Raw genomic sequence first — 26,658 nt, 5'->3', positions numbered from 1 at the left:
ATATAATAATAGTATAAGTTAATTTTTTTATCATATTCATACCAACTCAGGCCGGGTATCAAGATCAAATAGCGTGGCCAGCAATGCCACCCGCATCCACATGCCGTTGCGTTCCTGCCGCCAGTACATGACGCGCGGATCGTTATCGATGGAAGGATCGAGCTCCGGACCGCGTGGCAAGGGGTGCATGATGATCGCCTCGGCCGGCAGTTTGGCCAATTGCTGCAGGTCTATGGCATAAGGTGCATATTCAGCAGCCACCGGTTCCTGTTCGTCGTACTCCGACTGCAGGCGCGTGACGTACAGCGCATCCAGGCTCCCGGCCACGTCATCCAGGCTGCTGCTACATGCATAGGTCACACCGTGCGCATCCAGATGATCGAGGATATCCTGTTTGATCTCGAAGCCTGGCGGAGCCACGAAAAACAGGCGCACGTCCCGATAGTTCTTCATCAGGTAGCTTAGCGAACGCACCGTTCGGCCACGCCGCAGGTCGCCCATCATGGCGATGCTCTTGCCATCGATGCCACCGCGCGGCTCGAAGCTGCGCTCCAGCGTGTAAATGTCCAGCAGCGCCTGCGTCGGGTGTTGATCCGGCCCGCTGCCGGCGTTGATAACCGGCACAGGACGCGGAATGCTGTCCATAAGCTCGGCGGCCCGCGCCGCCTTGCCTCCTTCCGGAGTACGCATGATGATCACGTCGGCGTAGGAGCTGAAGGTGCGAATACTGTCCTCGAAGGTTTCTCCCTTTACTTCCGAAGAAATCGACGCACTGCGAATTTCGCTGGTATGCATGCCGAGGATGTGGCAGGCGCTGTTGAAGGACAGAAAAGTGCGCGTGGACGGCTGCGTGAAATACAGCATGGCGCGGCGGTTGGGCGCCAGTCTTGCGAGCGCCAGCGCGCCCTCGTACGACTTCGCCAGGGTGCGCGCGCGGGTCGCCAGGCGGCACAAATCATCAAGCGTCTGCCGGTTGAACTGCCGGGTATCGATAACGTGGAACAGACCGCTGCGCGCGTCCATGGCCCCAATTATCCTTGAACGGAGTTGCCAAGGGTAAACTTTCGGCCCCATGCCCACCAACGTCACCCCGGAATACAAGAAGGCCGAACAGGCGTTTCGCGAAGCCCGGGAACCGGGGGACAGGCTGCGCTGCCTGCGCGAAATGCTGCGCCTGATCCCCAAGCACAAAGGCACTGAACATGTCCAGGCCGACATCAAGACCCGTATCAAGCTGCTCGCCGCCGAGCTTTCGGCGCCGCGCAAGGGCGGTGCGCGTTCCGGGCCTGCGCATGCCGTGCGCCGCGAAGGCGCGGCTCAGGTGGCGTTGCTGGGGCCGCCGAACGCCGGCAAGTCCATGCTGCACGCGGCGCTGACGGGCTCGCAGTCCACCGTGGGGGCCTGGCCGCACACGACCGAAACGCCGATTCCCGGCATGGCGCCCTACCACGACATTCACTTTCAGCTCGTTGACCTGCCTCCGGTCGCGCGCGAACGCATGCAGCCTTGGCTGAGCACCGCCTTGCAGCCGGCGGACGCGGCATTGCTCGTGGTGGATATCGCTTCGCCCGAATGCGCCGATGAGCTTGCGGTGGTGATAGAAAAAATGGCCGAGAAGCGAGTCAGCCTGATTTCACAGTGGCCGGGGCTTGAGGATGCGCGCGGGAAGCGACGGGCCAAACGCAAGGCGAAGCAGCAGGACAGTTTCGAGGACCTTTTTCGCATCCGCCTCCCTGCCCTGCTGGTGGCGAACAAGGCGGACCTGGCCGATTGCGATGAAGCACTCGGGAAGCTGCGCAAAACATTAGATTTTCCGGCCCTTTGCGTGTCCGCGGAAGGCGGAGAAAACCTTCAGGCCATTCCCGAATTCCTGTTCCGCGGCTTGGGTGTGGTGCGCGCTTATACCAAGTCGCCGGGTAAGCCGCCCGACTTGGGCCGCCCCTTCACGCTCCGAAATGGCGCTACAGTGAGCGAACTCGCGAACCTGGTCCACAAGGACATTGCCGGCAGCCTGCGCTTTGCCCGGATTTGGGGCACCAACGTTTATGATGGACAGCAGGTCAGTCCCCGTCACGAGATTCGCGACGGCGACATCCTCGAACTTCACCACCGCTAAACCGACTCGATGATTCCCACGAAAGCCTACGCGCCCAGCCGTTTCGGCCAAATGCATTATCGGATAGCGATGCCCGAAGCGGCATCGCAGCCACCACTGCTATGCCTGCACCAAACGCCAAGCAATGGCAGCCAATGGGAGCCCATTCAGCCGGCTCTGGCGCGAGACAGGGTGGTCGTTGCTCCCGACACTCCGGGTTACGGCATGAGCGACCCGCCGCCTGAACCGCCGGAAATCGGCGACTACGCCGGGGCGATGTTCGACTTCATGGAGCACCTGGCGGAGCGAGGAATCGTGGCGCCGGGTCCCTTCGACGTGATGGGCTATCACACCGGCTCGATCACCGCCACCGAGATGGCGCACCAGGACAGGCAGCGCGTACGTCGCTGCGTATTGTTTGGGTTGGCGGCCTACCCGGAGGACGTGCGCGCCGGCAAACTGGCCCGTTTGAGCGACCGTTTTCCAGCACCGGACCGAACGCTTGCCCATGTCGAGAAACTCTGGTCGATCATTGGCGAGCTCGCCGATCCCAGGATACCCCCCGAAGAGCTGCACATCGGCATGGCGGAAAGCCTGCGCCTGGGGTCACGGCTTCCCTGGGGATACATCGCCGTCTATCGCTACGACTTCCTGGGCGCCATGGCGGAAGTGGAGCAGCCGGTGCTGGTTTTCAATCCCGAGGACGATCTCTGGGATGTAACCCGAGAGACATCGCATCTCTTCCAGGCCGGGCGCCGCCTCGATATCCCGGGCGTGTCGCATGGACTGCTCAGCCTGGAGCGCGATTTTGTCGTCGGAGAGATCGAACGCTTCCTGCGCCAATAGGGCCAAAATTGGTGCGGAAACGGCGGCTACGCCGTTGCAAACCCTTGAAAGCGCATTGGGATGATGCGCTCAGCGCGGCGGGTCGCGGTTGATCCTGGCGAGCGAGATGGTGCGGTCGCGGTGTCCGTCGAGCCGGTCGAGCGCCTGCAGATCAGCCCCGGAGATCAAATAGACGGCGCCGCCTTCCGCCGATTCCGGGATGCCGATCAGGAGGTCCGGCGCTTCATCGCCGTCCAGGTCGCCGGGTGCGCGAAGCACGGGTGCGGCGTCGCCCCGCGCCGGGCAATCCTGCACCGCATAGGAGTTCGGATGCGGCCACACACCGTTCAGCGGTTCGGCACTGCCCGTGCCCGACATTGCGCCGCTGAAGACATCCGCCGCCGCAAACAGGTAAGCGCACACGCCATTCGCCTGATCCGCCGACGGCAAGCCCACAAGCAGATCGGCGCGGCCGTCGCCATCGAAGTCGTCCAGGCCGATGCGCGCGCCTTCCCCGGCATCCAGGTCGAACGTCCAGCGCCCCGGCAAGCTGTCGCCAACGCGCAGACGCAGCTCGCCATCGCCGGCGCCATCCTCCGCATCCAGCGCCGCAAGCCGGTCGCTATCGCCGGACGCCACAAACACACGCAGCGCCGGGCGCGCATCCGAGAACGCGGAAGGCAGCACCAGGTCCGGACTGCCGTCGCCGTCCACATCCCCAACCAATACACGCGCACCCAGTTGCGTGTGCGGATTATCGGTCTGCAGCTTCCAGGACTGCGCCGCCGAGGCCACGCGGCCCAAGGCAATACGCCTGTCTTGCGTCCCGTCTTCCGCATCAATCGCCCGCCAGTCGCGGCTGCCGACCACATACACCGCGCCGCCACCCGAATCCGCGTGTTCCCGGCCCGGCGCGCCGACCACCAGGTCCGACAGACCGTCGCCATCAAAGTCCGCCGCGCTCAGGCCGCGGCCGGCCGCATCGCCGGCCTGCTCTCCGGCAAACGTCCAGTCGTAGACCGCCTGCAAGTCGATGTCCCCGAGGATCAGACCCGCCAGGCCCGCTTCGTCGTCCGCCATCGATTCCGAAACAAGCAGGTCCGCACGACCGTCATCATCCGCGTCGCCAATCGCGGCAAGACCATCGCCCGCAGCGCGCCGCAGCCCGGATACACGCCGCGACGCCCGCCCATTACCCGACAGCGCACTCAAATCAAGCACGCCATCCGATGTCCCGTCCTCCGCGTCGGCCTCAGCCAAGTCCGTTCCGGATACCACATACACGGATTGCTCCCCGTCCGGTCCCGTCACAACGCCGAACTCCGGCGAACCATCCCCGGTCAGATCACCCACCGCAAACACCGAAACGACCGCCGATTGCCCCTCGCCTCCCCTAAGCTCCCAGGACCCGGCCCGCGCCGCGATGCCTGATGCCGAAACAGCACCATCCTCCGCACCGTCCGCGTTGTCCGTCATGCCCAGCTCCGGCGTGGACAGCACGTACGCCGCACCGCCGGTCTCTGCGTTTGGCGCACCGAACCCGACTTCAGGCGTTCCATCGCCGTCGATATCCCCTATCACCGCAAGCGAGCTGCCAAGCCGGCTGTCCGCCGTTTCCGCGTTAAACCGGAACGAACGCAGCGCCGAGCGCGCCGGATCCAGCGGGAATAAATCCAGCCTGTCCTCCACGCCATCGCCGTCATCGTCCGTATCGGCGTTGTCGCCCACGCCGTCGCCGTCGGTGTCCACCCACTCCGTGGGATCGAGCGGAAATGCGTCGTCCTCGTCAACGAACCCGTCGCCATCGTCATCGAAATCGATGCTGTTGCCCACGCAATCGCCATCGGGATCGCCCCATTCGGTAGCATCAAGCGGAAAGGCGTCCTCGACATCCGGCACGCCATCGCCGTCGTCGTCCGTATCGAGAGTGTTGGAGAGACCGTCTCCGTCCGTATCGCCTGCAAAATTGCCAAAGTGCAGCCGCCGGTCGGATTCACCATCTGAAGCATCCAGCGCCTCCAAATCAGCCGCCATGAGCAGATAGGTGCTCTCACGCAGTGCCGGCCCGCCGATTGAAGGATCGTGTCGGCTGGTTGTCAGCAGCGTGTCCGGCGACCCGTCGGCATCGTAGTCCGTCCCAGCATAAGCGGGTTGGCTGGCCAACGCGTCATGGGGTGCTGCGCCAAGCAACCTATAAGTATCGGCGTCTCCGATCAGCGCATCTCTGCTCAAGACGCCCTCGGACTCCACATCGTTACGCTCGATCGCGTGCCGCGGATACAGATAGGCCTGCCCGCCGCCACATCTGGAATACCGATACCGAGGCACACTTTCGACCAGGAACGCAGCGCTCTTCGAGGGCCGCATATGCCATCCAGGCGTATGCACCCCGAATGAACGCGGCAACTCAGACGCATCCGCCGCATCAATTCGCCCATCCTGCGCGCCGTCCTTCAGGTCCAATGCTGGTAATTCCACGCCGGACACCAGCAACGTCGGACTCGTCCACGACCCAATCATCAAGTCAGCATGGCCGTCCCCGTCCATGTCGCCCATCGCGTCTGGATACATTCCGAACTGCCGCCCAGGGCCGCCGGAACGCCAAGACAGCCGGTAGCCGCCACTCCCCGCCACGAGTCCGAGATCAATGGAGTAGTCAACCGAACCATCCGCCGCGTCCAACTCGACCAGCCGCGCACCCGAAAGAAAGTAGACCGCACCGTCTTGGTAGGAGGTTGGACGGCTTCGGAACCACGGGGCCGAAATGAGAATATCTCCGACCCCGTCTCCGTCCACGTCGCCCATCGATGCAAGGACCTCACCCGCATGGTCACCCTCCTGCTCCCTCAAGAACCGGTACGAATGCGCTCCAGACGGAGCGTGGCGCAATTCAATACGCCCGTCCTCGTGGCCGTCGGCTGCGTCCAGCAAGCCGACATCACGACTTGCCACCAGATAGGCAGCTACTTCGGGCTCGGCATCGGGGCGAGCGTCGTTCGAGCCGACAAGCCACTCAGCTACTCCGTCGCCGTCTCGGTCGGCCACGACCGCGAGCGGCATGCTGCGATGGTACAGGCGCGCGCCGCCGCCGCCAACCAGACGGTGGGAGCCGGAACCCTTCATCGCCAGCTCTAGGCGCACACTCCTGTCAACCTCACCGTCCGCTGCGTCCGCCGCGGGCAAATCGACCCCGGATACAAAATAGGTCTCAGCGAATCCGTCGTAACTCGCGTATCCACTTACGAGCACGTCCACCACGCCGTCCCCGTCCATGTCCCCGGAAGACAGCAGGCGGCCTGTTCGTTCGTAAAATCCACCCCCGAGACCCTCCATCCACGAGGAGCCAAGCAACCGCCACGAGGCCTCGCCATGCCCTACGTTGCTCAAGTGAATCACCCGGTCTCGCAATCCGTCCACGTAATCGAGACGACTCAAATCTTGGTACGCGATCAGGTACGCGGCGCCGCGACAATCTTCGCTTCCGCTTTCAACACACGTGTAATTCGGGGCCGCAATCAACACAAGCGCATCCTCTCCGCCACTGCCTGTCCATTCCCCGGGCACAGTTCGCCCCCTAGTCCCTGTCTGCTCCGAAACAAACTCGTAGGACAACAAGTCGACACGTGTCGGGTCCAGGGGTGCGAGATCCGCACCATCGGGAACGCCATCATTGTCGTCGTCTCCGTCCGCGTTGTCTCCCACCCCGTCTCCGTCCGAATCCCTGCTCTCAGAGGCATCAAGCGGAAACGCATCGGTGTTGTCCCCAAAGCCGTCTCTGTCCGAATCCTCCCATTCGGAACCTTTCAATGGAAAGGCATCCTCGGTATCCGGCACCCCGTCACCGTCGTCATCCGTATCAGCACTGTTGCCAACGCCGTCGCCATCGGTATCCAAGGATTCCGAAGGGTCCAACGGAAACGTATCCTGCGCATCAGCAATCCCGTCGCCATCGTCATCATAATCAGCGTTGTTGCCCCAGCAATCGCCATCGGAATCTCCAGACTCGGTAGCATCAAGTGGAAAGGCATCCTCAGCATCCGGTACGCCATCGCCGTCGTCGTCTTGATCAAGCGTATTCGACAGTCGGTCGCCATCCGTGTCGCCGGCAAAATTACCAAAATGCAGTCGCCGATCCTCTGAACCGTCGGCCGCGTCAATCGCTGCCAAGTCAGCCGCCATCAGCAGGTATACGCTCTGGACCGAGTTCTTGCTCTGCGGCAGAAGGTGTCGTCCAGTGCTCAATAGTATGTCCACGTCACCGTCCCCATCGAAGTCTGCCGGGGCGTATTGACCGAGAAAGCCGAGCCTATCACTGGGCTGAGCACCCCGCATACTGTAGGAATCAACATCCGAGACTAAGGTCTTCCAGTCCACCACTCCATCGTGGCTTTGGTTTGCTCGCTGAACAGCAGAACCGGGAAACAGATAGGCTCCCCCGGAATAGCAGGGAAAACCCGCATAGCCAAATGCAGGCGCCAACAAGCCACCGTCCTTTCCGGGACGGATGTGGTCTTTCGAGTGGCCCTGCGTCCGCATGAAGCTCTTGAACCCGATAGAACGCGGCAACTGGGCTATCCGCCCAGCGTCGATTCGTCCATTCTCCAATCCGTCCGCTAAATCCATGGTCACCAACTCCGCACCGGATACCAACAGACTCACATGTGTACCGGCGTGCAGCCAGAAGTCTGCTCGATCGTCCCCATCCACGTCCCCCGTCGCGTCCACACCCCGACCCAAGGAGCTGTAAGTCTCATTCATGTGTGCAATTTGATAGCCCCCGTTCCCTGCGATCAAGGCGAGATGCACGGAACCGTCCACCATGCCATCCGCTGCGTCCAGGTCAGCGAAACGCGCGCCGGGCAAAAGATAGGCCGCGCCCGGGCTGATGTTCCCCGGCTCGCGCGTGTCCGGCAGGAACTGGCTGGCGCCAATGACAATGTCATCCACACCGTCGCCGTCCACATCCCCGGCCGCCGCCAATGCGCCGCCGGCACGATCACCCCTCTTTTCCCTGACAAACCTGTACGAACTGGATCCGGTTGCCACTTGTTGCAACGCAATCCGTGCGTCCGTATGTCCGTCCGCCGCATCCAGTGCTTTGACATCGCCACTCGCCAGTAGGTAAACCGCGCCTTCTTGGTAGGCTGAATCTGGATTGGATAGCAGGTTTGGGCTCCCGCGCTCGCTGCCTCCCGCACCAACGAGAATCTCCCGTTTTCCGTCACCATCCGTGTCGTTAAAGACCGCAATCTGCTCACCCAACTGGTGGCCGGCGTCCCTACCCTCGATTTTGAACGACCCCCCAATGCCGATAACCGATGTCAACCAAACGTTCCGGTCCACCTGGCCATCCGCCGCGTCTGCTGCAGGTAGATCAGCCCCTGACACAAAGTAAACCGCTCCACTGGAACTATTGAGCCAAGGCGCTCCCAGAAGAATATCCGCTAAACCGTCGCCGTCCATGTCACCAACGGATAGCAGTCCTCTGCCTCCACTCCCACCCAAGCCGCCGCCCGGCTCGCCCTTGAGCCGCCATGAAGCCGTGCCTGATCCGATGTTGGACAGTTTAACGACGCGGTCGCGCCGCCCGTCCGCACGGTCTAAACGGTCGAGGTCCCGGAGCGAAATGACATATGCAAAGCCGCAGTTGTCACTTCCTACACAATCGTAGTTCGGCGCAGCTAGCAGCACCATAGAGTCCACGCCGCCATCGGCTGCCCATACTCCAGGCCTCAGAGGTACGAAAGACTGTTCGCCAATAAACTCGTAGGATCCAAGATCGCTTCGCTCAGGATCTGCGGGCCAGAAATCCGCGGTATCGCCTACCCCATCGCCATCCGAATCGCGCCAGTCGTGCGGGTCGAGGGGAAATTCATCAACGCTGTCTTGCGTACCGTCTCCGTCATCGTCGTCATCGGCGTTGTCGCCCACCCCGTCCCCGTCGGTGTCGATCGTCTCCAAAGCATCCATCGGAAAGGCGTCGGCGTTGTCTCCAACTCCATCCCCATCGGAATCGCTACATTCTTGCGGATCAACGGGGAAAGCATCAACATCATCCTTACATCCGTCGCCGTCGTCATCGTCGTCCGCGTTGTCGCCTATCCCGTCACCATCAGCATCGTAGGATTCGGCGGTATCGAGTGGAAAAGCATCCTCGACATCCGGTACGCCATCGCCGTCATCATCGACATCCGCCCGGTCACCCACGCCGTCTCCGTCGGTGTCCCGCCATTCGGAAGGATCTTTCGGAAAGTCGTCCACGCTTTCTACAAAGCCGTCGCCATCGGTATCGGGCTTGCTGTCGCGGATTCGCGCGTACTGATACGCAACCGCATTTAAGCTGGCCACTGCGTCGGCGCCGGCGTCGAGGTGCCTGTCCACTCCGCAGGCCTTGGCTTCGCCACTATCGCCAACGCACGATGTTCCCGGGCTCGAAAAGACACCCAATCCGCGCGAGCCATCATGTCCGTAACTCATGATGGTGTTGAAATCTGCTCGCTCCGCGTGCCCGCGCGACCAACGCCAAGTTCCGACTTCACCCTGCCATTTGGAGTGAGCTAAACCCAACAAGTGGCCGAACTCATGCCCCAACGACGTTGCAGGGCAGAAAGAGAAGCGGCCGCGATAGACTATTGCTCGATAACCGCCCGCGCGGAAAGTCTGAAGTTCGGCGTTGCTCAGATTCCCTCTCCGGCGATACATGGGCAAGTGGGCTCTACCACACAACCCCCGGGGGCCCCTGCGAAATTCAACCAACAAGTCACTGCCGTGCAACTCGGTCATAGTACGGGCAAGCTCGGGATCCAACTGATCGTCTTGTTCGAGGTCCAATTCAACAGTGCCGACCAATCGATACCGGAAGTCCACTCCGCTGTCCCCAAGGTTTGCATTGGCCAAGGCAATGGAATGGGCGATGCGTGTGTGGGCTTCGGCGGTTCCCCACGCGGGCGACCAAAGCTTGCCGCGGATAGCGAGCACATCGATTTCGACGTTCCGCGCTGGGGTTGAAGCAGCATCATTCGGATCGGTTCCCATCAGGCGCTCGTTCGCGTCGCCTACACCGTCTTCGTCGGCGTCTCTCAGGTAATCAAGGTCCCGAACATCGAATGCTTGGTTCAGCTCGACGGGCAGCTCCATGACCAACTTGTCCCGCTGCACCCACGCGCCATCTGGAGTCATTTCCTCAAGTGCGAGATGCAACTGCTGCGGACCTTCTCCGTATGAACCCAGCGTGAATCCACGGGTTAGCCGCGCAATTATTTCACCCGCCATGAGGGTCTCGCCGAGTTCTATGGAGGCGATATTGCTGCTGCTGATCGCCCACCGTTCCTCTCCCGCTGTGATGCGCAGCCGCAATTCGCCGCTGTCGCGGTTCAGGTAGCTGCGTACGCCCGCTGTGACCCGCAGTGTTTCGCCGTCGCCCTCTATCCGGCACGGACATTCAAGGAAGATGCCATCGCCCTCATACTCCGCATACGCAGGGGCGGAGCCGGAAAACGCGGCCAGCAGTGCGACAAACCCAGCAGGGCCGGCCAGAACCGCCGCGGTGGACTTGCTCATTGAGGGAGCGCTCAGCGCGGCGGGTCGCGGTTGATCCTGGCGAGCGAGATGGTGCGGTCGCGGTGGCCGTCGAGCCGGTCGAGCGCCTGCAGATCAGCCCCGGAGATCAGATAGACGGCGCCGCCTTCCGCCGCTTCCGGGATGCCGATCAGGAGGTCCGGCGCTTCATCGCCGTCCAGGTCGCCGGGCGCCTGAAGCACGGGCGCGGCGTCACCCCATGCCGGACAATCCTGCAACGCATAGGAGTTCGGATGCGGCCACACACCGTTCAGCGGTTCGGCACTGCCCGTGCCCGACATTGCGCCGCTGAAGACATCCGCCGCCGCAAACAGGTAGGCGCATACGCCATTCGCCTGATCCGCCGGCGGCAAGCCCACAAGCAGATCAGCGCGGCCGTCGCCATCGAAATCGTCCAGGCCGATGCGCGCACCTACCCCGGCATCCAGGTCGAACGTCCAGCGCCCCGGCGAACTGTCGCCAACGCGCAGACGCAGCTCGCCATCGCCGGCGCCATCCTGCGCATCCAGCGCCGCAAGCCGGCCGCTATCGCCCGACGCCACGAACACCCGCAACACCGGGCGCGCATCCGAGAACGCGGCAGGCAGCAACAGGTCCGGACTGCCGTCGCCGTCCACATCCCCAACCAATACACGCGCACCCAGTTGCGTGTGCGGAGTCTCGGTCTGCAGCTTCCAGGAATGCGCGCCCGCCGCCACGCGGCCCAGGTCAATACGCCTGTCTTGCGTTCCGTCTTCCGCATCAATCGCCCGCCAGTCGCGGCTGCCGACCACATACACCGCGCCGCCACCTGAATCCGCGTGTTCCCGGCCCGGCGCACCCACTACCAAGTCGGGCAGACCGTCGCCATCGAAGTCCGCCGCGCCCAGACCGCGGCCCGCTGTATCTCCGGCCTGCTCTCCAGAAAACGTCCAGTCGTAGATCGCTCGCGCGCCGACATCCCCGAGGATCAGGCCCGCCAGGCCCGCTTCGTCGTCCGCCATCGATTCCGAAACAAGCAGGTCCGCACGACCGTCATCATCCGCGTCGCCAATCGCGGCAAGACCATCGCCCGCAGCGCGCCGCAAACCGGACACATGCCGCGACGCCCGCCCATTACCCGGCAGCGCACTCAAATCAAGCACGCCATCCGATGTCCCGTCCTCCGCGTCGGCCTCAGCCAAGTCCGTTCCGGATACCACATACACGGATTGCTCCCCGTCCGGTCCGGTCACAACGCCGAACTCCGGCGAACCATCCCCGGTCAGATCACCCACCGCAAACACCGAAACGACTGCCGAATTCCCTTCGCCTCCCCTAAGCTCCCAGGATCCCGCCCGCGCCGCGATGCCGGACGCCGAAACAGCACCATCCTCCGCACCGTCCGCGTTGTCCGCCACGCCCAATTCCGGCGTGGACAGCACGTACGCCGCACCGCCGGTCTCTGCGTTTGGCGCACCCAAAGCCACTTCGGGCGTTCCATCGCCGTCGATATCTCCTATCACCGCAAGCGAGCTGCCAAGCCGGCTGTCTTCCGTTTCCGCGTCAAACCGGAACGAACGCAGCGCCGAGCGCGCCGGATCCAGGGGAAATACATCAAGACTGTCCTCCACGCCATCACCGTCATCGTCCGTATCGGCGTTGTCGCCCACGCCGTCGCCGTCGGTGTCCACCCACTCCGTGGGATCGAGCGGAAATGCGTCGTCCGCGTCGGGCACGCCATCGTTGTCATCGTCCAAGTCAGCATTGTCGCCACGGCAGTCGCCATCAAAATCGCTCCACTCGGACCCATCAAGTTTGTATGCGTCCAGCCCATCCTCTACGCCGTCACCGTCGTCGTCGGCATCAAGCGTGTTGGAAAGTCCATCTCCATCCGTATCACCGGCGAAGTTGCCAAAATGTAGCCGCCGGTCTGATGCTCCGTCTGCTGCATCAAGCGCAGCAAGATCAGCCGACATGAGCAAGTAAAGGCTCTGACGCTGCACCGGCCTAGTGCTCGACCCGTCGGTTCGGGACGTTGTCAGCAACGTGTCCGGCAACCCGTCGGCATCGTAGTCTGACCCTGCATATCCGCGCGAATGCGCGAACAAATCGAACGGCGCTGCGCCTAGCAACCAATATGTATCGCCGTCCCCGATCAGCACATCCTTGTTCAGGAGGTCGTTGGCCGCGCGGTCAGCACGCTTGAGTGCCTCCTTCGGATACAGGGCCGCGTACCCGGACAGGCATGGAGCATCGCTCCGCGAAGGAACAGATGAATTGCCTGTTTCGAGCAGGAATGTACCGTTAGTCGCAGGACTAATCTCCTTCAACCATGTGTCCAGACCAAAGGAGCGTGGGAACGCCGCCACTCTTGAGGCATCAACGCGTCCGTCCGCCGCGCCGTCCGCCAAGTCCAACGCCGGCAATTCCCCGCCCGACACTACCAGCATCGGCCTTGCCCCCGACCCAATCATGAAATCTGCAAGATCGTCTGCATCCATGTCGCCCACTGCATCAAAGTAGTGACTTCCCCCCCAAGATCTGGCCTCGCCAGAACCCCAGGCAAACCGGTAGCCGCCGTTGCCTGCGACCTGCCCGAGATCAATGGAGTTGTCAACCGAACCATCGGCCGCATCCAGCTCGGCCAGCCGCCCACCCGAAAGAAAGTAGGCGATGGCGTAGCCTTCCGTGGCAGGCCGATGATCGTGAAAGCCAGCAGATACAAGAAAGTCCTCCACTCCGTCGCCGTCCGCATCGCCCACTACTTCGAGCACGCTACCCGCGCCGTCGCCCTCCCGTTCCCTCAAGAATCGGTACGACTGGCCCCCGAAGACCGCGTTGCGCAACTCAATGCGCCCGTCCGCGTCTCCGTCCGCGGCGTCCAGCATGCCGAGACCCCCGCTCGCCAGCAGGTAGCCCGCAACCCTGGCATCCACTTCGGGGCGCTTGTCGTAGGCACCTACAAGCAGCTCGGCCTTGCCGTCGCCGTCACGGTCGGACAGCACCCCCATCGCCGTGTCGACCGCTTTTCGCAAACCACCACCACCGCCCGTCAGCATGTAGGACCCCGAACCAAGCATCGCCAACTCGACCCGAACGGTCCTGTCGGCCACGCCGTCCGCGGCATCTGCGTCAGGCAAATCCGCCCCCGATACAAAGTAGCTCACCGCATGAGTCTTCTGCCCCTCGTCGCTCCAGTGGTGTCCTCGAACAAGCACGTCGACCACGCCATCGCCGTCCATGTCTCCCGCGGACAGCAAGCTTCCCGACGAGTTGCCTCCTGCGAAATCCTCAAGCGAACTCGGACGCAACAGCCGCCACGAGGATTCACCATGTGCGACATTGCTCAAGAGAACCACCCGGTCCCGCCGACCGTCCGCCTGATCAAGACGGTCCAAATCCCTGTAGGCAATCAAGTATGCAGCGCCGCACGTTTCAACTTCAGGACAAGCTGCCAGCCACGGCGACGTTGCAATCAGGACGAGTGCATCCGGGCCGCTGCCGCCGCTCCACCTACCCGGCACGACCGTCACCGCATTCAGTTCATCTTGTCCCGTCGGCGCGTAGACAAACTCGTAGGACAAAAGGTCGGCGCGTGTCGGATCCAAGGGGAGGATATCGACCGCATCGGGAACGCCATCATTGTCGTCGTCGCCATCGGTATTGTCACCCACTCCGTCACCGTCGGTGTCGGCCGTTTCCGAAGCATCCAAGGGAAAGGCATCGGCGTTGTCTCCGACTCCATCCCCATCGGAATCCGCCGATTCGGAACTGTCCAGCGGGAAAAGATCCTCAGCATCGCCAACGCCATCGCCGTCGTCATCCGTGTCTGCGTTGTTTCCTGCGCCGTCGCCGTCGGTGTCAGCCCACTCCAAGGGGTCGAGCGGAAACGGGTCGGCATGGTCCGCCACACCATCGCCGTCGTCATCTAAATCGATGTTGTTACCCAGGCAATCGCCATCGTGGTCGCTCCACTCTGCGGCATCAAGCGGGAAGGTGTCCTCGACATCCATTACGCCATCACCATCATCGTCCATATCGAGTGTGTTGGAAATCCCGTCCCCATCCGTATCGCCGGCGAAGTTGCCGAAATGCAGAACCCGGTCTTCGGCGCCGTCCGCTCTATCCAGCGCTGCCAAGTCGGCCGCCATCAAGAGATAGGCGCGGGGCGACCGCCATTCCTTCAGGCCGTCGCCACGCCAAATGCGCGGCGAACCCAACAAGATGTCCGAAGCCCCGTCTCTGTCAAGGTCTGCCCAAGCGTTGCCGCTTTGCCCCAACCAGTCGTAAGGCTCGGCGCCTAGCATCGCATAGGCGTCGCCCGCACTCTGGATGGCCTGGCGGCTGACCATGAATTGGGAATTCGGTTGGGCCTGCGTGAACGCGGTCATGGCATGTAAATTGGCGGCTCCGGCGCGGCAGGAATCCCAGCCTCCGGCATGCAACTCAAGCACGACATCGGCTATCGCTCCAAACCGAAGTCCCTCTCCGTTGAAGTTCAGCGCCACGGACGGCTGTGACCTGCCGATCTCCGAGGCATCGATATGTCCGTCTTCCAGACCATCGCCGGCATCCATCGATGTCAGACTGGCGCCCGATATCAGCCAGGCAGCCCCGAGGGCAGATCCAATCATGAAGTCCGCCTTGCCGTCGTTGTCCATGTCGCTCAGCGATCTAAGATGCTCACCAATGCCCAGGTATATGTCGCCGGCACCTTCAGGTGTCGAGAAACGGTAGGCTCCATTGCCCGCGGCGAGTGCGAGCTCGATGGTTCCGTCCACCGACCCGTCCACAGAGTCGAGTTCCTCAAGCCGCGCCCCTGAAACCAGGTACGCGGCGCCTCTATTGTCATAGCCGCTGCCCGATATCAGCTCTCCCGCGCCCATGAGGATGTCCGCCACCCCGTCGCCATCCGCGTCTCCTACCGCCGCTAGCGCAGAGACGGCCCTACTGACGCCGGGTTCCCGCTCGAACCTATAGGAGTGGGGCTGCTTGACCGCAATATCCAATAGAATTCTCCCGTCCGCGTCACCGTCCGCCGCATCCGCCGCATCCAGATCGCCGCTGCCAACAAGATAGGCTGCGCCGTCCGCCCACGGAAGATGGTCCGTAGACGAGCCTGCAGCACCACCCAAGAGAATTTCCGGTCGGTCGTCTCCATCCCTGTCGGCGAGAACCTCCACTGAAATGCCTGCGGAGTGTTGCGAATCCTCTCCATCAAGCCGGTAAGAACCTCCAAGGCCAACCGCAAGATCGAGCCGCACCGTGCCATCGCGCTGACCGTCCGCCGCGTCAGCGGCCGGAAGGTCCGCGCCGGACACGAAATACGCTGCACCTGTACTGGTATTCGAGTGCAACGAACGCGCACCAACGAGGAAATCCGCTACACCGTCGCTGTCCATGTCCCCGCTTGATGTCAGGGTTGCCCCAGCAATGTCCCCCGGCTCACCGGTCAGACGCCAAGAGTTTTCTCCATGCGCAATGTTATTCAAGTGAATCACGCGGTCTCGAGCCCCATCGGCCAGATCGAGGCGTACGAAGTCATCGCGGGCAACTACGTATGCGTATGCCACCCCGCTGTTGCGCTCGGCTATCGTCGTAGGCGCTTGGGAATACCGGATACCCAACAGCACGTGGGCCTCCGGTCCGCCAACACCCGCCCATTTGCCCGGACTTAAATGACGTCCTACTCCCTCGCCAACAAATTCGTAGGACGCAAGATCGCTTCGGTCAGGATTGGTGGGCCAGATATCGGCATTGTCTCCCACGCCGTCCCCGTCGGCATCCTGCCAGTCATTAGGATCAAGAGGAAAGGCATCGTCGCCGTCCTCCACACCGTCGTCGTCGTCGTCCTTGTCCGCGTTGTCGCCGATGCCGTCGCCGTCCGTGTCGCTAATCTCCAACGCATCCAATGGAAACGCGTCGGCATTGTCGCCCACGCCGTCACCGTCCGAATCAGCCCACTCCGCAGCGTCCAGCGGGAAGGCGTCCTCGGCGTCGCTGAATCCGTCGTTGTCGTCGTCCTCATCGGCATTGTCGCCGATGCCGTCCCCATCGGCGTCGGAAGATTCGGTGGCATCAAGTCGAAAGGTGTCCTCGGCATCCGGTACGCCGTCGCCGTCATCGTCCTCGTCCGCGCGGTCCCCCACCCCGTCGCCGTCGGTGTCCCGCCATTCGGAGGGATCGTCCAGAAAATCGTCGACCGCATCCACGAAGCCGTCGCCATCGGTATCGGGCTTGCTGTCGCGGACCCGGGCAAACTGGTGCGAAACCGCATTCAAACTGGTCACTGCGTCCGCACCGGCTTCACGGTTCCTTGCAACGCCGCAGGCCTTAGCTGCCGCGCCGAAACCAATGCATGGCGTTTCCAAGTTCGAGAAGACGAGCACATCGCGCGAGCCGCCAAAGCTATAGCTCATGATGGTGTTGAAATCCGCATGCTCGGCGTGACCGCGTGACCAGCGCCAAGTTCCCACCGAGCCCTGCCAATGCGAGTGGTGAAGACCCATCGCGTGGCCAAGCTCGTGTGCGAGCGTGCGGCCCGAGCAGGTGTTATGAACTGTTGCTCGATAGCCGCCCGCGCGAAGCTGCTGGACTTCGAAGTCTTGTAGGTGCCCTCTTCGACTCAGCATGAGCAAGTAGGCAAAGCCACAACGCCAGTCCCCGTCCGCCCGGCGAAATTCGACCGACAGGTCGCTACCGTGCAGCTCTGCCGCGCTTCGGGCAAGTTCGGGATCTATCCCGACGCCTTGTTCGATGTCCACCTCAACTGTGCCGACCAATCGAAACCGGAAATTCACTCCGCTATCCCCAAGGTAGGCATTTGTCAAAGCGAAGGAGTGCGCGATTCGCGCGTGGGCGCCCTCAGAGCCTCCGTACAGAAGCGACCAAGGCTTGCCGTGTAACGCAAGGACGTCGATTTCGACATTCCGCTCCGAGGTTGAAGCCGGGTCCTCCGGGTCGGTTCCCATCAGGCGCTCGTTGGCGTCGCCAACGCCGTCTTCGTCGGTGTCTCTCAGGTAATCGAGGTCTTGAACATCGAAAGCTTGGTTCAGCTCGACAGGTAGCTCCATAACCAGCTTATCCCGCTGCACCCACGCGCCATCTGGAGTCATTTCCTCTAGCTCAAGATGCAGATGCTGCGGGCCTTCGCCATATGGCTCCAACGTGACTTCGCGAGTGAGCCGCGCAATCGCATCACCCGACATAAGGGTTTCGCCGATTTCCAAGGTGGCAACGTAGGCGCCGCTTAAGCCCCAGCGCTCCTCTCCCGCTGTGATGCGCAGCCGCAATTCACCGCTGTCGCGGTTCAGGTAGCTGCGTACGCCCGCCGTCACACTCAGTGTTTCGCCGTCGCCCTCTATCCGGCACGGACATTCAAGGAAGATTCCATCGCCCTCATACTCCGCATATGCAGGGGCGGAACCGGTAACCGCGACTAGCAGTGCGACAAACCCAGCAGTGCCGGCCAGAACCGCCGTGGTGGACTTGCTCATTGAGGGAGCGCTCAGCGCGGCGGGTCGCGGTTGATCCTGGCGAGCGAGATGGTGCGGTCGCGGTGGCCGTCGAGCCGGTCGAGCGCCTGCAGATCAGCCCCGGAGATCAGATAGACGGCGCCGCCTTCCGCCGATGCCGGGATGCCGATCAGGAGGTCCGGCGCTCCATCGCCGTCCAGGTCGCCGGGCGCCTGAAGCACGGGCGCGGCGCCACCCCATGCCGGGCAATCCTGCACCGCATAAGAGTTCGGATGCGGCCACACGCCGTTCAGCGGTTCGGCGCTGCCCGTGCCCGACATTGCACCGCTGAAGATGTCCGCCGCCGCAAACAGGTAAGCGCACACGCCATTCGCCTGATCCGCCGGCGGCAAGCCCACAAGCAGATCAGCGCGGCCGTCGCCATCGAAATCGTCCAGGCCGATGCGCGCGCCTTCCCCGGCATCCAGGTCGAACGTCCAGCGCCCCGGCAAGCTGTCGCCAACGCGCAGACGCAGCTCGCCATCGCCGGCGCCATCCTCCGCATCCAGCGCCGCAAGCCGGTCGCTATCGCCGGACGCCACAAACACACGCAGCGCCGGGCGCGCATCCGAGAACGCGGAAGGCAGCACCAGGTCCGGTCTGCCGTCGCCGTCCACATCCCCAACCAATACACGCGCACCCAGTTGCGTGTGCGGATTATCGGATCGCAGCCTCCAGGAATGTGCGCCCGCCGCCACGCGGCCCAAGGCAATACGCCTGTCTTGCGTCCCGTCTTCCGCATCAATCGCCCGCCAGTCGCGGCTGCCGGCCACATACACCGCACCGCCGCCTGAATCCGAGCCTTCGCGGCCCGGCGCGCCCACTACCAAGTCGGGCAGACCGTCGCCATCGAAGTCCGCCGCGCCCAGACCGCGGCCCGCTGTATCTCCGGCCTGCTCTCCAGAAAACGTCCAGTCGTAGATCGCTCGCGCGCCGACATCCCCGAGGATCAGGCCCGCCAGGCCCGCTTCGTCGTCCGCCATCGATTCCGAAACAAGCAGGTCCGCACGACCGTCATCATCCGCGTCGCCAATCGCGGCAAGACCATCGCCCGCAGCGCGCCGCAGCCCGGATACACGCCGCGACGCCCGCCCATTACCCGACAGCGCACTCAAATCAAGCACGCCATCCGATGTCCCGTCCTCCGCGTCGGCCTCAGCCAAGTCCGTTCCGGATACCACATACACGGATTGCTCCCCGTCCGGTCCCGTCACAACGCCGAACTCCGGCGAACCATCCCCGGTCAGATCACCCACCGCAAACACCGAAACGACCGCCGATTGCCCCTCGCCTCCCCTAAGCTCCCAGGACCCGGCCCGCGCCGCGATGCCTGATGCCGAAACAGCACCATCCTCCGCACCGTCCGCGTTGTCCGTCATGCCCAGCTCCGGCGTGGACAGCACGTACGCCGCACCGCCGGTCTCTGCGTTTGGCGCACCGAACCCGACTTCAGGCGTTCCATCGCCGTCGATATCCCCTATCACCGCCAGCGAGCTGCCAAGCCGGCTGTCTTCCGTTTCCGCGTCAAACCGGAACGAACGCAGCGCCGAGCGCGCCGGATCCAGGGGAAATACATCAAGACTGTCCTCCACGCCGTCGCCGTCATCGTCCGTATCGGCGTTGTCGCCCACGCCGTCGCCGTCGGTGTCCACCCACTCCGTGGGATCGAGCGGAAATGCGTCGTCCAAATCCTCTACCCAATCGCCGTCGTCATCAAGGTCGGTGTTATTGCCGAAACGATCGCTATCGGTATCGACCCATTCCTCCGCATCGAGTTGAAAAATATCCTCGGCATCCGGTACACCGTCTCCATCGTCGTCGTCGTCGAGAATGTTGGACAATCCATCCCCGTCCGTATCGCCGGCGAGGTTTCCGAAATGCAGAATCCGGTCTTTGGACCCGTCCGCGGAATCCAGCGCCTCCAAGTCAGCCGCCATCAGGAGATAGACGCTGGGCGGCTCCAACCCTTCAAACCGGCTACCTCGCCGCTGCGCACCCAACAACAAGTCCGAAGCCCCGTCTCTGTCAAGGTCCAACCACGCATTGCCGCTGGTTCCTAGCCTGTCGTAAGACTCGCCGCCCCGCATCGCATAGGTATTGCCCGATCTCTCCACGGCCTTACGGCTGACCATCCCGTAGGTATCCACCTCAGCCTGCGTAAGTGCGGACATGGCATGACGATAGGCCCAGCCGGAAACACAGGTACCGCCAGAATCGTAGTAAGAACCAAGCAACTCCAGCACGACATCGGCGGTCTTTCCGGCTCGCAGACCCGTCCCAGCGCCAAAGCTAAGAATCATCGACGGTCGGAACCTACCGGCCTCCGAGGCATCAATGCGCCCGTCCTCAAGGCCATCGTCAGCATCCATTGAGGCTAGTCCTGCACCTGATATCAGAACGGTATCGCGGTGAAAGGAACCAATCATGAAGTCCGCAAACCCGTCGTTGTTCATATCGCCCATCGCCTCAACGCGCGCGCCAAAGGAATAGTATGCCGCCCTGGAGGGGCCGACTTCCGAGATGCGATAGGCTCCGCGTCCGGCGGCCAGCGCGAGTTCAATGGTCCCATCCAAGGATCCGTCCCCCGCGTCCAGTTCGGCCAGCCGCGCGCCGGAAAGCAGGTACGCTGCGCCTTTGTCCAAATCGTCGGGGTCGCCGCCATTCGCCTCCAAGTTAGGCGCGCCTATGAGGATGTCCTCCACCCCATCACCGTCCGCGTCTCCGACCGCTGCAAGTGCCGACCCGGCAAGGTCACCATCGGCTTCCCGCAGGAACTGATAGGAGTTGCCCTGCCCGGCCACGTTGCCCAGAGTGACACGCCCGTCCACATCCCCGTCCGCCGCATCCGCCGCCTCCAGATCGCTGCTCGCCACCAAGTAGACCGCGGCCGCCATCCATGAGTCATAGTCCTGGGGAGGCCTCCCACTAGCTCCCACGAGAATCTCCGACCTTCCGTCCCCATCCCGATCGACCAAAACCTTCACCGATGCACCGGCCGAGTGACCCGCACCCTCGCCATCAAGTCGGAAGGAGTCCCCAACGCCGATTACTAGATCAAGCCGCACCGTCCTATCACGCTCGCCGTCCGCTTCGTCCGCGGCCGGAAGGTCCGCGCCAGAGACGAAGTACGCCGCGCCTGCATTGCCATGCAACCCAGATGCCCCCAACAGCAAGTCCGCGACGCCATCGCCGTTCATGTCCCCGCTTGAAGTCAGACTCCGCCCCACAGAGCCGCGCGGCTCGCCGATCAAGCGCCATGATGCTTCGCTGTGCGAAATGTTCGCCAAGTGAACCACGCGGTCCCGTCGCCCGTCTGCAAGGTCGAGGCGTTCCAAGTCTCCTCGCGAAACCATGTATGCCGCCCCGCTATTGTTGTAGAACCCCGTATTGAACACGTCGTGCCGGGGCGCACCCAGCAACACGTAAGCCTGCTCGTCGCCACCACCCTCCCATATTCCGGGACGCAGATCGTCCCCCGCCTTCTCGCCCACAAACTCGTAGGACAGCAGATCAGTTCGGAGCGCATCCAAGGGAGCCAAATCCGTGGCATCCGGAGTGCCGTCGTTGTCGTCGTCCGGATCAGCGTTATCGCCTATGCCGTCGCCATCCATGTCGATGATCTCCGAGGCGTCCGATGGAAAAGCGTCGGCGTTGTCGCCCACCCCGTCGCCATCTGCATCGGCGGTTTCGGAAGAATCGAGCGGAAACACATCCAATCCGTCCTCCACCCCGTCGCCATCATCATCGGTATCGGCATTGTCACCTATACCGTCGCCATCGGTGTCCACTGATTCCGAAGGGTCTAGAGGAAACACATCCTGCGCATCAGCAATCCCGTCGCTATCGTCATCGAAGTCGGCGCTGTTACCCAAGCAATCGCCATCGAAGTCAGCCCACTCGGCACCATCAAGCGGGAAGGCATCTTCGACATCCGGCACACCATCGCCGTCGTCGTCCTTGTCAAGTGTGTTGGAAAGCCCGTCGCCATCCGTGTCGCCGGCAAAGTTTGCAAAATGCATCCGCCGATCCGACTCACCGTCCGAAGCATCCAGAGCTGCGAAGTCAGCCGCCATAAGCAGGTAAACGCTATGAGGGCGCCATTCGTCGCGCCCGTCGGGCCGCCACCAGCGCCATGCAGTCAGCAATATGTCGGTATCCCCGTCTCCGTCAAAATCTGTCCCGGCGTCGCCGTAATATTGGCCCAGCCAGTCGTACGGCGCCGGGCCACGCATCCAATACGTGTCGCTATCTTCTCGCAGGGCTTGCCGATTCACGACGCCACCTGCGTTTACGTCGGCGCGAGCGAGCGCTGCGGCGGTATACAGGTACACCTCGCCAGCTGAGCAGAAGGAGCCGCCGTCGCGGGCACCTAGTTCCAACAGGACCGGCGCTTCGCCTCTGGTGCTGCTGTATCCCGGGCGCAGATTCTCTCCAGCGACATCCAGCCTGGCGGACTCGGGCAACCCGGCTATGTTCGCGGCCTCAATGCGACCATCCACAACACCGTCCGCCGCGTCCAGCGCGGGTAGCTCGGCGCCGGATACCAGCACCGAATTCCACGAATTGTTGCGGTAAGATCCGATCATAAAATCCGCGTGGCCGTCTCCATTGATGTCTCCAAGTGCTTTAACGAAGCTTCCGAAGTACGTAATATTGAAGCCTGCGGTTTCTGAGGCAAACCGGTAGGTGTTGCTGCCTGCCGTTAGCCCAAGCTGGATGGACCCATCGGTGGATCCATCCGCCGCGTCCAGATCAGCCAGCCGCGCGCCAGAAAGGAAGTAGGCCGCGCCTCCCGGATCCCCGTAACGCCTCCACTCATCCGGTTGCAGCCTGCCGGCGCCGATCAGGATATCGGGTATGCCGTCACCGTCTGAATCACCGATCATGGCGAGTTGCGCCCCGGCGCGGTCGCCTTGCCGTTCGCGCAGGAACCCATAAGAATTGGGCCTGGCGACCACATGCCGCAGCATGATCCGCCCATCCGCATCGCCATCGGCAACGTCCGCCGCTTTGATATCGCTACTCGCCAGTAAATAAGCCGCACCTTCGTGGTGTATTGGACTGTGCTGCTCGTTCTCAGGGTATGAACTTGGAGCCCCCAAAAGGATCTCAGATTTGCCGTCGCCGTCCCGGTCCGGCAAGGCCACCACGCTGCTTCCGGCGTAGTGACCGGCACTCTCCCCGGTCAGCCTGAACGATCCGCTGCCCTGCACGACCAGTTCGAGTTGGACGTTTCGATCTGACTTTCCGTCCGCAGCGTCTGCCGCGGGCAGATCGGCACCCGATACGAAGTAAACTGCGCCGTTCGCGCGCGCTTCGCTGATTCCATACTCCGGCACTAGGCGGAATCCAGGCGCTCCCACCAGCACATCGGCTAGACCATCGCCATCCATGTCGCCACTGGATACCAGCGCCTCTCCGGTAGAGCTATCTGGTTCACCGATCAGACGCCAGGAGGATCTGCCGTGTGTGATGTTGGCCAGATGAATCACTCGATCCCGCAAGCCATCCGCCAAGTCCAGATGATCAAGGTCACTGCGGGCTGTCCGGGTTCAGACACATGTGGGACTGGTGCCGAAGTGATGGCGGGGTGGTTTCTGCTCTGATGGGGCGGGAACGGCGCAGCTCTTTTCCGCAGGGAGCGTAGCGACGCAAGGAAAAGAGGTGCGCCCCGGCGCTCGCCGGGGCGCGGGTTCGGTTAGCCTTTGTTTTTCGAACAAACAAAAAGGAGCCGAACCATGCAAATCAAGTCCCTGGGGATGAAACGTGTGCGCATGGACGATACCACGCCGGGCGATGCATTTGAGCGCTTACGCAAGATCGAGACCTATCGGGAGTTACGCGCAGAGGGGTGCGGCGAGGCCGCGGCTCTGCGCGCGGTCGGCTGGTCCCGATCCACCTATTACCGCTGGCAGGCGCGCTACCGTTCTCAAGGCGTGAAGGGGCTGGCAGCCAAAAGCCGCCGCCCGAGACGCACCCATCCCGCGCGCTGGACGCGGGCCCAGGAATGGGCCGTATGGCGGATGCGCAAGCACTATCCGTTCATGGGCAAGCGGCGCCTTAAGGTGATGCTGGATCGCGAAGGAATCCTCCTGTCGGAATCGACCATTGGACGGATCCTCGTCAAGGGCGTATGCCTGCGCCGGATCACGCCGTGCGCGTTCTGCCGCGGGCGGGTGACGGCCAAGCGAAGGCGCAACTTCGCCAACGGACACGCCCAGCGCTGGCGTCCCGGCGTGAAGGCCGCTCAGCCCGGCGAGTGGGTGCAGATCGATCACATGAGTGTGTCGCGCGACGGCGATACGCTCAAAGAGTTCAAGGCCGTCTGCCCGGTCAGCAAACAACTGGTCGTGCGCGTGTATTCCCGGGCTACCGCCAACAACGCCCGGCGCTTCTTGCAAGCAGTCCGAAACGAACTGCCCTGTCCGCTGCAATCCCTGCAAGTCGATGGCGGCGCCGAGTTCCGCGCCGAGTTCGAAGACGCCTGCCAGACGCTCCAAATCCCCCTCGCCGTACTGCCACCCAAAAGCCCCCAGCTCAACGGCGTCGTCGAACGCGCCAACGACAGCTCAAAAACCGAGTTCTGGAACCTCTACAGCGGACAACTCACCGTCAAGGACGCCGCACCCGCCTTGGCACAATACCAGCACTTCTACAACCATGTCCGACCTCACTACGCCCTGGACTTGCTCACACCAATGCAATACCTTCGAAAATACAGGACAGCCGAACACGCTCAGTCCCATATGTCGTGAACCGGTACACGGGCTATCAGATACGCGGCGCCTTGTGCATAATCATGGGGTTGGCCCAACAGCACGAAGGCGGTGTCTCCGGCTGGGCCCGTCCACATGCCAGGCACTAGGTGGGCATACCTCCCAGCCGTATCGCCGACAAACTCATAGGATGCAAGATCACTTCTATCAGGATTGGTGGGCCAGATATCGGCGTTGTCTCCAACGCCATCACCATCGGTATCCTGCCAATCGTGGGGGTCGAGAGGAAAGGCATCGTCGCCGTCCTCCACACCGTCGCCGTCATCGTCGTTATCCGCGTTGTCACCCACCCCGTCCCCGTCAGTATCGGAGGTCTCCAACGCATCCAGTGGAAAAGCGTCGGCATTGTCGCCCGTCCCGTCACCGTCCGAATCGGTCCATTCCGCCGCATCCAGCGGGAATGCGTCCTGGGAGTCGCTGAATCCATCATTGTCATCGTCCTCATCCGCATTGTCGCCAATGCCGTCCCCATCGGTGTCAGAAGACTCCGCGGGGTCCGTCGGAAAGCGGTCCTCGTCATCCTGAACGCCGTCGCCATCATCATCAGCGTCCGCCCGATCGCCCACGCCATCACCGTCGGTGTCCCGCCATTCCGAGGGATCGTCCGGAAGATCGTCCACCGCATCTACGAAACCATCGCCATCCGTATCGGGCGTACTGTCCCGGATCAGGGCGAATTGGTACGAAACGGCATTCAATGTCGTCACCGCATCGGCACCTGCGTCAAGGTGCCTCTCCACGCCGCAGGTTTTGACCTCTCCGCCATTGCCAACGCATGGTGTTTCCGGGTTCGAGAAAACCTGCAAAAAGCGCGAGCCTCCAAAGTTGTAGCTCATAATAGTGTTGAAATCCGCATGCTGGGCATGACCGCGAGACCAGCGCCAAGTCCCCCTACCTCTCTGCCAGTGGGAGTGAGTAAGCCCCATCACGTGGCCGAGCTCATGCGACAACGTCCTAGCCGAACAGGTGCCAAACACGATCGCGGATGAAGTACGTTCGAAAACAGCCTTATGAAGGTCCCCTCTCTTACCCACCGTAGTCATCCGGGCCAGCCCGCACATGGTGGGAGACGCCGGTAGGAACCTGACCGAGAGGTCGCTGCCGTGCAGTTCTCTGGCGCCGCGCTGCAATTCGAGGGGAATCGAGTCACCCTCCTCAATGTCCACTTCGACCGTGCCCACCATACGGAAACGGAAATCCACCCCGCTGTCCAAAAGATAGGCATTGGTCAATGCAAAGGAGTGCGCGATTCGCGCGTGGGCGCCGTCGGCGCCTCCATACAGCAGTGACCAGGTTTTGCTATACAGTGCAACCACATCGACTTCGACATTCCGCTCTGGTGTTGAAGTCGGATCCAGGGGGTCGGTTCCCATCAGGCGCTCGTTGGCGTCGCCAACGCCGTCTTCGTCGGTATCCCTCAGATAATCGAGATCCGGGACATCGAATGCTTGGTGCAATTCAACGGGTAGCTCCATGGCCAGTTTGTCCCGCCTCACCCATGCGCCATCCGCAGTCAATTCCTCAAGCTCCAGATGCAGATTTTTCGGGCCTTCGCCGAATGACTCAAGCGTGACTTCGTGCGTGACCGAAGGAATCGAATCACCCGACATAAGGATCTCGCCGAGTTCTATGGAGGCGATATTGGTGCTGCTGATCGCCCAGCGCTCCTCCCCCGCTGTGACCCGCAGCCGCAATTCGCCGCTGTCGCGGTTCAGGTAGCTGCGTACGCCCGCCGTCACACTCAGTGTTTCGCCGTCGCCCTCTATCCGGCACGGACATTCAAGGAAGATTCCATCGCCCTCATACTCCGCATATGCAGGGGCGGAACCGGTAACCGCGACTAGCAGTGCGACAAACCCAGCAGTGCCGGCCAGAACCGCCGTGGTGGACTTGCGCATTCAGGGGGCGC

At 62.5% G+C, this 26,658-nt stretch carries 8 protein-coding genes; 3 read left to right on the top strand and 5 right to left on the bottom strand.

Going from position 1 to position 26,658, the window contains the following annotated elements:
* Window positions 1-36: 36 nt before the first annotated feature.
* Window positions 37-1,023, bottom strand: coding sequence for an aspartate carbamoyltransferase (gene pyrB, locus ACWCOO_RS05795; protein ID WP_446830055.1), 987 nt, complete (start codon window positions 1,021-1,023; stop codon window positions 37-39).
* Between the two features lie 49 nt (window positions 1,024-1,072).
* On the opposite strand from pyrB, the gene ACWCOO_RS05790 reads away from it, so the two are divergent.
* Both ACWCOO_RS05790 and ACWCOO_RS05785 read left to right on the top strand, forming a co-directional pair.
* Window positions 1,073-2,116, top strand: a complete 1,044-nt coding sequence (locus ACWCOO_RS05790; RefSeq protein ID WP_446830054.1) for a GTPase — start codon at window positions 1,073-1,075, stop codon at window positions 2,114-2,116.
* A 9-nt stretch (window positions 2,117-2,125) separates the two neighbouring features.
* Complete coding sequence (locus ACWCOO_RS05785; protein ID WP_446830053.1) at window positions 2,126-2,941, top strand: alpha/beta fold hydrolase; 816 nt, start codon at window positions 2,126-2,128, stop codon at window positions 2,939-2,941.
* Between the two features lie 69 nt (window positions 2,942-3,010).
* Here the strand turns inward: ACWCOO_RS05785 and ACWCOO_RS05780 are convergent, their stop codons facing one another.
* The 3 genes from ACWCOO_RS05780 to ACWCOO_RS05770 are packed head-to-tail and all read right to left on the bottom strand — an operon-like array spanning window position 3,011 to window position 23,465.
* Window positions 3,011-10,480, bottom strand: a complete 7,470-nt coding sequence (locus tag ACWCOO_RS05780) for a reprolysin-like metallopeptidase (RefSeq protein WP_446830052.1) — start codon at window positions 10,478-10,480, stop codon at window positions 3,011-3,013.
* A gap of 11 nt (window positions 10,481-10,491) precedes the next feature.
* Window positions 10,492-17,955, bottom strand: coding sequence for a reprolysin-like metallopeptidase (locus tag ACWCOO_RS05775; RefSeq protein WP_446830051.1), 7,464 nt, complete (start codon window positions 17,953-17,955; stop codon window positions 10,492-10,494).
* An 11-nt stretch (window positions 17,956-17,966) separates the two neighbouring features.
* Window positions 17,967-23,465 carry a hypothetical protein gene (locus ACWCOO_RS05770; protein WP_446830050.1) on the bottom strand — a complete coding sequence of 1,833 codons (5,499 nt, stop codon included), beginning with the start codon at window positions 23,463-23,465 and terminating at the stop codon, window positions 17,967-17,969.
* A 246-nt stretch (window positions 23,466-23,711) separates the two neighbouring features.
* Here ACWCOO_RS05770 and ACWCOO_RS05765 point away from each other — a divergent pair, with 246 nt between their 5' ends.
* Window positions 23,712-24,728 (top strand): helix-turn-helix domain-containing protein, encoded by a 1,017-nt coding sequence (locus tag ACWCOO_RS05765; protein WP_446830049.1) that lies wholly within the window; start codon window positions 23,712-23,714, stop codon window positions 24,726-24,728.
* Here the strand turns inward: ACWCOO_RS05765 and ACWCOO_RS05760 are convergent.
* Window positions 24,710-26,647: a thrombospondin type 3 repeat-containing protein gene (locus ACWCOO_RS05760; RefSeq protein WP_446830048.1), complete on the bottom strand. Its 1,938-nt coding sequence runs from the start codon at window positions 26,645-26,647 to the stop codon at window positions 24,710-24,712. The two genes, ACWCOO_RS05765 and ACWCOO_RS05760, sit on opposite strands and share 19 nt — an antisense overlap.
* Between the last annotated feature and the right edge of the window lie 11 nt (window positions 26,648-26,658).

It is taken from the genome of Candidatus Foliamicus sp., assembly GCF_965221325.1.
Taxonomy (GTDB): domain Bacteria; phylum Pseudomonadota; class Gammaproteobacteria; order Steroidobacterales; family Foliamicaceae; genus Foliamicus.
The sequence above is the reverse complement of the archived record's forward strand: the minus strand, read 5'-3'. Positions and strand labels throughout refer to the sequence as shown.